Here is a 12,270-nt window from a genome sequence, read left to right as displayed (position 1 = left end):
ATTATATACAACCAATTGAAATTTTTAAAATACCGGATAAAATTATCTCTTATAACCCAAAAAATGGAGCATGATTATTGTGGCCCCACCCAATTACCGCAACGACCTGACCCTGGATGAAAAAGTACTGATGGCAATTGTCCGGGCAGCGGAAAATTTTAAAAGAACGCATTCCGCTGTGTTCAAGCCCTTTGGCCTGTCCTTTCCCCAGTACAATATTCTGCGGGTCCTTGAATCCTCTTATAAAGGACAGAACAAAATCAGTGTCGTGGGAAAAATCATGCTGGTGCCCAATGCAAATATGACGGGCCTGGCCAAACGCCTGGAACAAAAAGGATTCATTACCCGGCAGCCGGACCCGGGTGATGAACGGGTGACCCTGCTGACCATCACTGAAAAAGGCCGGGTCACCCTCAGGCAGATAAAAAAGGAAAAAGATTCTGCCATTTCTGCCATACTCAAGGATTTTAACAGCGCGGATAAAACCAAACTGCTGGAACAGATCAAAAAGATCATCACGGCCACATCCGAGATGAACCCGCTGCCTGATAAACCTCAGACAACCTGAACAGGAGATCCCGCATGATTCAATATGCCAGTTTGTTTGAGCCGGTCCGAATCGGCCGGTTGCAGATCAAAAACCGCTTTGCCATGGCCCCCATGGGACCTTTAGGGCTTTCCGACACAGAAGGTGCGTTTAACCAGAAGGGGATCGATTATTATACGGCAAGGGCAAAAGGCGGCACCGGCCTTTTGATCACCGGGGTCACGTTTGTGGACAATGAGATTGAAAAACATGCCATGCCCCATGTGCCCTGCGCCACGCACAACCCTGTTCATTTTATCCGCACCGCCAAAGAAATGACCGAGCGAATCCATGCGTATGATGCAAAGATTTTTTTGCAGATGTCCGGCGGATTCGGCCGGGTCACGGTCCCCACCAACATGGGGGAATACCCGCCCGTGGCGCCGTCCGCCATCCCCCATCGCTGGATGGACAAGACCTGTCGGCCCCTTAAAATAGATGAAATCCGCCACATCGTGAACATGTTTGGACAGGGGGCTTTCAATGCCAGGCGCGCAGGATTTGACGGGGTTCAGATCCATGCCGTGCATGAAGGATATCTCATTGATCAGTTTGCCATCTCATTTTTCAATCACAGGACGGATGAATATGGCGGTTCTCTTGAAAACCGGCTGCGGTTTGCCAGACAGATTGTAAAAAAAATAAAACAAACCTGTGGAGAGGATTTTCCGGTAACCCTCCGGTACAGCCCCAAAAGCTTTATCAAGGACTATAAATCAGGGGCACTCCCCGGGGAAACGTTTGAAGAAAAAGGACGGGATATTAAAGAAGGGATTGAAGCGGCAAAGCTGCTGGTGGCATATGGGTATGACTGCCTGGATGTGGATGTGGGCTCCTATGATTCCTGGTGGTGGAGCCACCCGCCCATGTACCAGAAAAAAGGATTGTTCATGCCCTATGCCAGATTAATGAAGGAGTCCGTGGATGTTCCCGTCATCTGTGCCGGTCGGATGGACAACCCGGTTACCGCCGTTGAAGCCGTTGAAAAAGGGGTCTGTGACATTGTCGGGTTGGGCCGGCCATTGCTGGCGGATCCGGACTATGTGAACAAAGTGATGGGCAACGATATCCAATCCATCCGCCCCTGCATTTCCTGCCATGAAGGCTGCATGGGAAGGGTGCAGACCTACTCGGCTCTCAATTGTGCGGTCAACCCGCAGACCTGCCGTGAGCGAACCGCCGCTTACAACCCCATTCTCAGACCAAAAAAGGTGATGATTGTCGGCGGTGGTGTGGCCGGGTGTGAAGCGGCTCGCGTTCTTGCCACAAGAGGACACTTACCGGTTCTCTTTGAAAAATCGGACCGGCTCGGCGGCAACCTGATTCCCGGCGGTGTCCCGGATTTCAAGGAAGATGACATCGCCCTGGTCAACTGGTATGCAAATCAGCTGGAAACCCTGGAAGTGGACGTCAGGTTGAATACCCGGGTTGATGCGGCCCATATCCTGTCCGGTTCCTATGATGCGGTTATTATTGCCACCGGTTCTTATCCCAGAATCCTTTCCCTGGGAGATGATGACCAGGTCCATACTGCTGAAGAGATCCTTCTCGGCAAAAAAAATCCCGGTTCAAGGGTTTTGGTGGCCGGCGGCGGCCTGATCGGATGTGAACTGGCCCTGTGGCTGGCACAGCAGGGCAAACAGGTCACTATTGTCGAACAGATGGAAAAACTGCTGGCAGTCAATGGCCCCCTGTGCCACGCCAACAGTGATATGCTTGAGGCCCTGATTCCTTATAATGGGATAAAGGTTCACACCGGAACCCGGATTCAGTCGTTCAGAGGCGGCAACGCCGTCTGCACAACGTCTGACAATGAGGTCATCATCCACTGTGACAGCGTGGTTCTGGCAGTCGGGTATGCCCCGGACCGGTCCCTTTATGAAGAGATCCGGTTTCAGATGCCCAACACCTATGTTCTGGGGGATGCCCGGCGGGTGGCCAATATCATGTATGCCATCTGGGACGCGTTTGAAGTGGCCAATGGCATCTAACCGCAAAAAATGAGACCGGGCAATTAATTTGTTTCAGTCAAACAAACCCCATCCATCTTTTCTTTACAAATTTTTATTCCGGCGGTGCCTCAAAACCGGTCACGGTGTAGCCGGCATCCGTGATGGTCCGGGTCACCAGGTCCTTGTCCACGGGTTGTTTGGATTCCACCACGGCCTGTTTCTGCTCCAGATTGACCTTCGTGGATGTGATGCCTTCAAGGGCGTTCAAACGGTCCGTGACACTTTTGGCGCAGTGCATGCAGCTCATACCGTCAATTTTAATAAGGGTTTTCATGGGTGTCTCCTTTGTTGCAGGTTCAATCGATTGCGCTGGAACGCCGGGTTCCAGGGTGGGTTTGAAATTTTTCAATCGCAGGGCATTGGTCACCACGGACACGGAACTCAACGCCATGGCACCGGCGGCAAACATGGGATTCAATGTAGGACCGCCGAACAGGTGGAACAGTCCGGCCGCCAGGGGAATGCCGGCACAATTGTAGAAAAACGCCCAGAACAGGTTCTGTTTGATATTTCTCAAGGTGGCCCGGCTCAGGTCAATGGCCGTGACCACGCCGGCCAGGCTGTTCTGCATCAACACAATGCCGGCGGATTCCATGGCCACATCCGTGCCCGAACCGATGGCAAAGCCCAGATCTGCCTGGGCCAGGGCCGGGGCGTCATTGATCCCGTCCCCCACCATGGCCACCCGGGTGCCATCCGCCTGGAGCTGTTTTACCTGGTCGGCCTTATCGCCCGGCATGACCTGGGACACCACCTGATCAATATTCACCTGTCTGGCAATGGCCTGGGCGGTCAACTCATTGTCTCCAGTCAGCATCACGGTTTTCAGGCCCATTTTCTGGAGCCGGGCAATGGCTGCTGCCGAATCCGGCTTGACCACATCGGCCACGGCAATGATACCGGCCAGCTTTTGGTCCATGGTCAGATACATGACGGTTTTTCCCTGGCCGGACAAAACATCGGCTTCCGGCAGATCCGCGTCCATCACCTGGTTTTCCTTCATAAATGCCAGATTGCCGAACATCAGGTCTTTTTGGTCCACGGTCACGGTGATGCCCCTGCCGGGAACGGCGGAAAATCCTGTTGCCGGCAGAAAAGCCAGTTTTAGTTTTTCACTTTCCGCCACCACGGCTGCGCCCAGGGAATGTTCCGACCCTTTTTCAGCCGAAGCTGCCAGCTGGAGAATGTCGGATTCTTCAAATCCGTTGAGGGCCTTTATGTCGGTGACCCTGGGTTTGCCCTCCGTGATGGTGCCGGTCTTGTCCAGCACAATGGTGTGGATGCGGCCGGCCGTCTCAAGGGGCTGTCCCCCTTTGATCAGAACCCCTAAGGATGCGCCCCGGCCGGTTCCCACCATGATGGCCGTGGGCGTGGCCAGCCCCAGAGCACAGGGGCAGGCGATCACCAGAACGGCGATGAATATTTTCAAAGAAAATGTCACCCCGGCCCCGCCGATAAGCCAGGCCCCGGCCGATACCAGGGCAATGCCGATGACCACGGGTACAAAATAGCTGGAAATCACATCCGCCATCCGGGCGATGGGGGCTTTGCTGCCCTGGGCCTCTTCCACCAGCTGAATGATCCGGGCCAGGGCCGTGTCTTTGCCCACTTTGTCGGCCCGGTACCGGATGGTGCCGTTCTCATTGATGCTGGCACCGGTCACTGTATCCCCTTGATTTTTTTCCACAGGGATACTCTCTCCAGTGAGCATGGATTCATCCACGGAAGTGTGTCCGTCGATAACAGTACCATCCACGGCGATTTTTTCCCCGGGCCTGACAATCAGTTCATCCCCGACCGCCACATCTTCGATGGGAATCACCGCTTCTTTGCCGTCCCGAACGACAATGGCGGTTTTAGGGGCCAGCCCCATGAGTTCCTTGATGGCACCGGATGTCCGCCCCTTGCTCACGGTCTCCATGTATTTGCCCACTTTGATCAGGGCAATGATCACGCCGGCCGTTTCATAATACAGGTTCATCACATATTCGGTCCGGCCGGTAAAAATCAGCACCGTGTTGACGGCACTGTAGGTGATGGCGGCTGTTGTTCCGATGGCGATCAGAGAATCCATGTTGGGATGGCCCTTGAACAGGGCGGGAAATCCCCGGGTGTAAAAATGGAACCCGGCCAGAACAATGGGCAGGGTCAGCATCAGCTGGACCAGGGCAAAGGTGCCGGGACTTTGCCCGGGGTTGATGAATGCCGGAAGGGAAATCCCCACCATTTCAGCCATGGCCACAAACACCAAAGGAATGGCAAATCCGATGGAAATAATCAGGCGAAGATACTCCTGTTTGCGTTCTTTTTCTTTTTTTGCCGCATCCAGGTCCGGGTCGCTGTTTTCATCCACAGGGGCCAGGCCGTATCCGGCCGCTGCCACGGCATGGATGATCGCCGCCTCTTTTGTCTGGCCCGGTTCATATGCCACCTGGGCTTTTTCCGTTGCCAGGTTGACGGAGGCCGACGAGACACCGGACACATCCTTGATGGCATTTTCCACCCGCCTGACACAGGCCGCACAAGTCATGCCGTCTATTTTAAACTGTCTGGTTTCCATACCCATGACGATTTCACTCCTTTCTACGGGTGCCGCAACCCTTTTGGCTCAATGCTGCGTGCAGCCGGGTCATATCCGTTTGCTCAAAAGTTTCATCAGTTCATCAATCTTTTCCTGAATATCTGCCTGATCCTCCGAGGTCACCGCATGCATGAGGCAATGCTGCATATGGGTTTTCAACACGTTCTGTTCCACCTTGTGCAACGCCGCCTTGACCGCCTTGAGCTGGGTCAGAATATCCACACAGTAGCGGCGGTTTTCAATCATTTTTTTGATGCCCTTGATCTGTCCCTCGATGCGGTTGAGACCGGGCAGCTGTTCATTGTACTCAGGATGCATGGCAGCTCCTTTATGTGATTCTGTATGATCTAATACTATACCCTGGTAGGGTATTTGTCAAGATCCGGGCACTGTCCAAGGCTGTGATCATCCATTGGGGTTGCCAAATGTAGCCGCCAGGGGCCGGCAGAGGCGGCAATCTTTCCTTGACACAACCGCGGTTTTCATTCATGAATCAATCCATAACTGTCAGACACAAGGATATGCCATGGCAACCGATCATTATACCCGACCCCATTCTCTCCAGGCGTTGCCGGTCCGGATCGTCATTCCGGTGGCCCTGACTCTTATTTTGTTTATCCTGACCATTTTTCTGTTCATCCTCCCCCAAATGGAATCGTTCATGATGGACGGAAAAAGAGAAACCACCCGGCACCTGACGGAAACCGCCTGGTCCGTGCTTGATTATTATCACAGCCGGGAAACGTCGGGAAATCTGTCCGCCTCCCAGGCGCAGCAGGCAGCTGTGGCATTGCTGGCACAGCTGCGGTTCGGGGATGATCACAAGGATTATTTCTGGATCAATGACACGACTCCGACCATGATCATGCATCCCTACCGCCCGGACCTTGAGGGCCAAAATGTGGCCTCATTCACGGATCCGGCCGGCAATCCTTTGTTTGCGGATATGGTGGCGATCACACAAACTTCGGGATCCGGATTTGTGGATTACCTGTGGCAGTGGAAGGAAGACCCCACCCACATCGTGCCCAAGATTTCCCATGTCATGGCGTTTGAGCCCTGGGGATGGATTGTCGGCACGGGCATCTATGTGGCGGATGTCAAAGCGGAAATTTCCGCCGTCACGAGGAAAATCACCCTGGCCTGTGCCGGCATCGTGGGCGTGGTACTGGTGCTGTCCGGCTATATTGTGTGGGCGGCGGCAGCATCCAGAAAAGCGAGGCTGGCGGCCATGGCCCGGTCCGAATTGCAGGAAAAACAGCTGGTCCAGGCGGACAAGATGGCCTCTTTAGGTATTCTGGTGGCCGGAGTGGCCCATGAGGTGAACAATCCGGCCACCATGTTGATGCTCAACGCGCCGAACCTGAAAAAAGCGTTTGAGTCTTTTCTGCCGGTTTTAGACGACCATTTTGCCAGGCATCCGGACGTCCGGGTCTGCAACATGGCTTACCCGGACCTGCGCACCCGGATCCAGCGGATGCTGGCCGCTATCCTGGAAGCATCCACCCGCATCAAAACCCTGATTTCCGATCTCAAGGATTTTTCCCGGCCCGCAGACACCCGCACCCCGTTTCCCGACCCGGCAATCGATGTCAACCAGGTGGTGGAAAAAGCCCTGGCCCTGACCCACAACACCCTGAAAAAAATCTCCCCCCATGTGTCGGCACATTACGGCACACACCTGCCAAAAGTATCCGGGGATTTTCAGAAACTGCTGCAGGTGGTGATCAACCTGTTGACAAATGCCGGCCAGGCCCTGGAAAACAAGAACCAGGCCATCACGGTCATGACATCGGCCAATCAGCATAAAAATATCGTCACCATCGAGGTCACTGACACGGGTCCCGGGGTGCCTGGAAACATGCTGGAAAAAATCATGGATCCGTTTTACACCACCCGCAGGGATGACGGCGGCACGGGCTTAGGCCTGTTTATTTCCGAAAAAATCGTGTCCGACATGCAGGGGGTGCTGGAACTGGCTTCCGAGCCCGGCCGGGGATTTACCGCCAGGATCGTCTTGCCCTGCGCGAAAAAATAAATTATATAAAAAACATGGAACCCTTGACAATGGATAAACCGATCCTGGTGGTGGATGATGAGCCGGAAATTCTGATGGCCGTGGATACCGCGCTGCGTATGGCCGGATTTGACCGCATTGTCACCATCAATGATGCCAGAGACGTGATCCGGCACATGGAGCGGGAGATCCCGGGACTGATCCTGCTGGATCTGAATATGCCGCATATCAACGGGGGCCGGCTGCTCAAGATCATCCGCAAAACCTGGCCGAAGATTCCCGTGATCGTGCTCACGGGCACCATCGAGGTGGACACGGCGGTTAAATGCATGAAAATCGGTGCCATGGATTATGTGATCAAGCCCGTGGAGGAAGACCGGCTGGTGGCAGCGGTCAAACAGGCCCTGGCCATGGAAAAATCCGGAAACACCGGCAAAAAACCGCTCCACCAGGACCTGTTCGCCCAGATCAAAAACCCGGCCGCGTTTCGGCACATCATCACCCAGGACAAAAAAATGCACTCCATTTTCCATTATGTGGAAGCCATTGCCCCTTCACTCCAGCCCGTGCTGGTATGCGGCGAAACCGGGGTGGGCAAGGAACTCATCGGCCAGTGCATCCACACTTTGAGCGCGCGCAAAGGCAAACTGGTGGTGGTGAATGTGGCCGGCTTAGATGACAATGTGTTTTCCGACACCTTGTTCGGACATGTCACCGGGGCGTTCACCGGGGCGGACAAAGCCCGGCCCGGGTTGATCGAACAGGCGGCCGGCGGCACCCTGCTGCTGGATGAAATCGGAGACCTGGCCCTCACCTCCCAGGTCAAGCTGCTGCGCCTGCTCCAGGAAGGAGATTACCTGGCCCTGGGATCGGACAAAACCCGGCATTCCGATGCCCGGATCATCGCCTCCACTAACCAGGATCTCTGGGCCCTGGAAAAACAGGAAAAATTCCGCCGGGACCTGATCTATCGGCTGTCCACCCACACCCTGACCCTGCCGCCGCTCCGGGAACGGCTCCTGGATCTGCCCCTGCTGCTGGACCGGTTCATGTGCCAGGCTGCATCGGAACTGGACAAGCCCATCCCGGACATCCCCAAAACCTTGATCGAACAGATGGAAACCTATCCGTTTAAAGGCAATATCCGGGAATTGAAATCCATGGTCCATGATGCCATATCCCGGTATGAAAAAGGGCCGATCACGGCGGATCTGTTCAAAGGACTGGATGCCGCCGTCCGGCAAGCTCCCCTGGACACCCCGCCGCCCGGTCTGGAATCAGACAAAGGACTTCCAACGCTTAAAGAGGCTTCCAATATTCTGGTGGAAAAAGCCATGGAACAGGCCGGCGGCAACCAGTCCGCCGCCGCGAAAATCCTGGGCATTTCCCAGCAGGCCTTGAGCAAACGCCTCCAGAAAATTCGAAAATAAAGCTACAACCTGGGTTGTATTCACAATTTTTGTTGTAGCACCGGCCCCATGCGTTGGTTTTATCCCTTCTTTCCGCGATGCTTCCAAATTTTCACAACTTTAATTGTAAAACGGCCCGCCCTGCCGCCACGGCAAATATTTTAAAATTTATAATAAAATCAATGAATTATATAAATTATTTTCCCTGGCACATGGATTGCAGTTCTATCTTTTGACAAAAAATGAACCGCTTGCTGGCACAAATTGAACCGGTTCCCCAACATCTGCATAGAAAGGAGAACAACATGGATCAGGTCAAAAACATTGGATGGCGTGTCACATTCGCCGGGCTGGGCATCAACCTGGCTTTAGGCATTCTATACACCTGGAGTATTTTCAAGGAATCCATCAAAGAATCCATTGTGGCCGGAGACGGCCGGTTCGACTGGAGTCTGGCCGCGTTGAACGATCCCTATGCCGTGTGCTGTCTGGTGTTTGCCTTTGCCATGATCCTGGCCGGCCGGGTCCAGGACAAAACCGGCCCGAAAATGACGGCCATTCTGGGCGGGGTCCTCACCGGTTCCGGCCTGATTCTCATTGCATTCTCCACTTCCTGGATCGTCTGGATACTGGGGTTCGGCGTTCTCACGGGCGCGGGCTTAGGCTTTGGATACGCGTCAGCCACACCCCCGGCCATTAAATGGTTTCCTCCGGCCAAAACCGGCATGATCGCCGGGATCGTGGTGGCGGGATTCGGCCTGGCATCCGTGTATATCGCCCCTCTGGGCACCTGGCTGATCAACCGGTTCGGGCTGAGCCAGTCCATGCTCATTTTCGGGGTGGCGTTTCTGGTGGTGGTGTGTGTGCTGGCCCAGTTTCTGATCAATCCCCCGGCCGGATATGTGCATCCGGATGCCCGGGCCACGGCCACAAGGCCGGCTGCACCTGCCGGCATTGATTTCGCCCCGTCCGAGATGATGAAAACCGGCACGTTTTACAAGCTGTGGCTCATGTTCTGCGTGGGCTCCGGGGCCGGGCTGATGATCATCGGCAGCGTGGCCGGCATGGCCAAGTCCGGCATGGGAAACCTGGCCTGGATCGTGGTGGCGCTGATGGCCGTGGGCAATGCCTCGGGCCGGATCATCGCCGGCATCGTATCCGACCGCATCGGCCGGGCCAATACCCTGTTCATCATGCTCAGCTTTCAGGCGGTCATCATTTTTTCCCTGATGTTCATTGCACCGGGTCAAGTGATTTTGCTGGTGACGGCTGCCACGTTTATCGGGTTCAATTACGGCACCAACCTGTCTTTATTTCCGTCCGTGACCAAGGATTTTTTCGGGCTGAAAAACTTCGGGGTCAACTATGGTCTGGTGTTTTCCGCCTGGGGCGTGGGCGGGTTTATCTTCCCCCGGGTATCCCAGATGATCGTGGCCTATACAGGCACCCCGAAGATGGCTTATATCCTGGCAGCAGCCCTGCTGATGACCGGCGCCGTTCTGGCCCTGATGACCCGGGCGCCTGAGACCGAAACCCAACCCCCGGCCATGGGTATTCCGGTGCCCGTTCCCGGGAAAAACTGATTCCCGGGATCCGTCAAAGCTGATGCCCTTCGGCCTGGCTGAATTTCAAAATTGAATATAACGCAGAACTATTTTTCTTGACCTTCATCTGAAAAGGAGACTCTCATGACGGAAACCCTGTTTCACGCCCCTGACGAATTTCGAAACAACGCCTGGATCAAAACCATGGATGAATATCAGACCCTGTACCAGGAGTCCGTTGAAGATCCGGACACTTTCTGGGCCCGTATGGCGGACAATTTTTACTGGGAAAAAAAATGGGACAAAGTCCGGGAATACAACTATCATCTGTCCAAAGGCCCGATCTCCATTAAATGGTTTATCAACGGCAAAACCAATATCTGTTACAACTGCCTGGACCGGCACCTGCCGGAAAGAAAAGATCAGACCGCATTGATCTGGGAAGGCAACAGTGAGGGAGAGGACCTGACCCTCACCTATGGGCAGCTGCATGAAAAAGTATGCCGGTTCGCCAATGCCCTCAAAGAAAAAGGCGTGGGCAAAGGGGACCGGGTGGCCATTTACATGCCCATGATCCCGGAACTGGCCGCCACCATGCTGGCCTGTGCCCGAATCGGGGCCATTCATTCCATCGTGTTCGGCGGGTTTTCCGCCGAAGCCCTGGCCGACCGGATCGAAGACAGCCTGTGCAAAGTATTGGTGACCACGGACGGGGTGATGCGGGGCGCCAAGGCCGTGCCCTTGAAAACGGCAGCCGACCGGGCCCTGGCCCTGTGCGAAGAACGGGGACACCAAGTGGCGACCTGTTTTGTGGTCAAACGCACCGGTTCCGACATCCCCATGAAACCGGACCGGGATGTGTGGTGGCATGAGGCCGCCGATGCCCAGTCACCGGACTGTTCCGTGGAATGGATGGATGCGGAAGACCCGCTGTTCATTCTTTATACCTCAGGCTCCACGGGCAAGCCCAAGGGGGTCCAGCACAATGTGGGCGGATACATGGTATACGCCGGCACCACGTTCAAGTATGTTTTTGACTATCATGACGGGGATATTTACTGGTGCACGGCAGATATCGGGTGGGTCACGGGCCATTCCTATATTGTATACGGGCCCTTGTCCCAGGGTGCCACCTCTGTGATGTTCGAAGGCGTGCCCACCTATCCGGACCCGGGCCGGTTCTGGGCCACGGTGGACAAGTGGAAAGTGAACCAGTTCTACACCGCGCCCACGGCCATCCGGGCTTTGATGGCCCAGGGAGAAAAATGGGTGGAAAAATATGATCTGTCTTCCCTGCGCCTGCTGGGATCCGTGGGAGAACCCATCAATCCGGAAGCCTGGCGCTGGTATCACACCCATGTGGGCAAGGGGCGGTGCCCCATTGTGGATACCTGGTGGCAGACTGAAACCGGCGGCATCATGATCTCGCCTCTGCCCTATGCCATTGACCAGAAGCCCGGGTCCGCCACCCTGCCGTTTTTCGGCGTCAAACCCGTGCTGCTCAACGAAGAAGGAAAAGAACTGGAAGGGGCCTGTGACGGCATACTGGCCATCAAAGAACCCTGGCCCGGTCAGATGCGCACGGTGTATAACGATCACGACCGGTTCGGCAAAGTGTATTTTCAGATGTTTGACGGATATTATTTTGCCGGGGACGGATGCCGGAGAGATGAAGACGGATATTTCTGGATCACCGGACGAGTGGATGATGTCATCAATGTGTCGGGTCACCGCATGGGCACGGCCGAGGTGGAATCCGCCCTGGTGAGCCATCCCCAGGTGGCTGAAGCGGCGGTCATCGGATTTCCCCATGACATCAAAGGCCAGGGCATCTACGCCTTTGTCACCCTCAATGTCAATACCACACCTTCGCCTGAGCTGCTCAAGGAATTGAAAGTTCATGTCAGAGAAGAGATCGGCCCCATTGCCACCCCGGACATCATCAATTTTGCGGCAGGGCTTCCCAAAACCCGGTCCGGCAAAATCATGCGCCGGATCCTACGTAAAATCGCCACCAATGAATATGACCAGCTCGGAGACATCTCCACGCTGGCGGATTCCGATGTGGTGGGCAACCTGATCACCAGTCACAAAGCCCTGGTCAAATAGTCACGGATCCAG

At 55.0% G+C, this 12,270-nt stretch carries 8 protein-coding genes; 6 read left to right on the top strand and 2 right to left on the bottom strand.

Features of this window, described 5'->3' with window-relative positions:
* Positions 1–79: 79 nt before the first annotated feature.
* Positions 80–568: a MarR family winged helix-turn-helix transcriptional regulator gene (locus K365_RS0103510; protein ID WP_024333537.1), complete on the top strand. Its 489-nt coding sequence runs from the start codon at positions 80–82 to the stop codon at positions 566–568.
* Between the two features lie 14 nt (positions 569–582).
* Entirely contained in the window at positions 583–2,577 is a 1,995-nt protein-coding gene (locus K365_RS0103505; protein ID WP_024333536.1) for an oxidoreductase, read from the top strand.
* Between the two features lie 73 nt (positions 2,578–2,650).
* Here K365_RS0103505 and K365_RS0103500 read toward each other — a convergent pair whose 3' ends face one another.
* On the bottom strand, positions 2,651–5,164 hold the full coding sequence (locus K365_RS0103500) for a heavy metal translocating P-type ATPase (protein ID WP_024333535.1): 2,514 nt from the start codon (positions 5,162–5,164) through the stop codon (positions 2,651–2,653).
* A gap of 63 nt (positions 5,165–5,227) precedes the next feature.
* The gene (locus K365_RS0103495) at positions 5,228–5,497 is read right to left on the bottom strand and encodes a metal-sensitive transcriptional regulator (RefSeq protein WP_024333534.1); all 270 of its coding nucleotides are present in this window, start codon (positions 5,495–5,497) and stop codon (positions 5,228–5,230) included.
* A 208-nt stretch (positions 5,498–5,705) separates the two neighbouring features.
* On the opposite strand from K365_RS0103495, the gene K365_RS0103490 reads away from it, so the two are divergent.
* The 4 genes from K365_RS0103490 (at position 5,706) to acs (ending at position 12,258) form a co-directional block, all read left to right on the top strand.
* Positions 5,706–7,217: a cache domain-containing protein gene (locus K365_RS0103490; protein ID WP_024333533.1), complete on the top strand. Its 1,512-nt coding sequence runs from the start codon at positions 5,706–5,708 to the stop codon at positions 7,215–7,217.
* 29 nt (positions 7,218–7,246) lie between these two features.
* Positions 7,247–8,626, top strand: coding sequence for a sigma-54-dependent transcriptional regulator (locus tag K365_RS0103485; protein ID WP_051147809.1), 1,380 nt, complete (start codon positions 7,247–7,249; stop codon positions 8,624–8,626).
* A 284-nt stretch (positions 8,627–8,910) separates the two neighbouring features.
* Positions 8,911–10,188 carry an L-lactate MFS transporter gene (locus K365_RS0103480; RefSeq protein ID WP_024333531.1) on the top strand — a complete coding sequence of 426 codons (1,278 nt, stop codon included), beginning with the start codon at positions 8,911–8,913 and terminating at the stop codon, positions 10,186–10,188.
* Between the two features lie 105 nt (positions 10,189–10,293).
* Complete coding sequence (gene acs, locus K365_RS0103475; protein WP_024333530.1) at positions 10,294–12,258, top strand: acetate--CoA ligase; 1,965 nt, start codon at positions 10,294–10,296, stop codon at positions 12,256–12,258.
* Positions 12,259–12,270 lie beyond the last annotated feature (12 nt).

Origin of the sequence: Desulfotignum balticum DSM 7044 (assembly GCF_000421285.1) — a bacterium.
Lineage (GTDB): Bacteria > Desulfobacterota > Desulfobacteria > Desulfobacterales > Desulfobacteraceae > Desulfotignum > Desulfotignum balticum.
This window is presented reverse-complemented; position numbering and strand designations above follow the sequence as displayed.

Excerpts from the sequence above, each read along its gene's own strand:
- acs (WP_024333530.1), top strand. The coding sequence starts at position 10,294 with ATGACGGAAACCCTGTTTCACGCCCCTGACGAATTTCGAAACAACGCC.
- K365_RS0103505 (WP_024333536.1), top strand. The coding sequence starts at position 583 with ATGATTCAATATGCCAGTTTGTTTGAGCCGGTCCGAATCGGCCGGTTG.
- K365_RS0103480 (WP_024333531.1), top strand. The coding sequence starts at position 8,911 with ATGGATCAGGTCAAAAACATTGGATGGCGTGTCACATTCGCCGGGCTG.
- K365_RS0103485 (WP_051147809.1), top strand. The coding sequence starts at position 7,247 with ATGGATAAACCGATCCTGGTGGTGGATGATGAGCCGGAAATTCTGATG.
- K365_RS0103495 (WP_024333534.1), bottom strand. The coding sequence starts at position 5,497 with ATGCATCCTGAGTACAATGAACAGCTGCCCGGTCTCAACCGCATCGAG.
- K365_RS0103500 (WP_024333535.1), bottom strand. The coding sequence starts at position 5,164 with ATGGGTATGGAAACCAGACAGTTTAAAATAGACGGCATGACTTGTGCG.
- K365_RS0103490 (WP_024333533.1), top strand. The coding sequence starts at position 5,706 with ATGGCAACCGATCATTATACCCGACCCCATTCTCTCCAGGCGTTGCCG.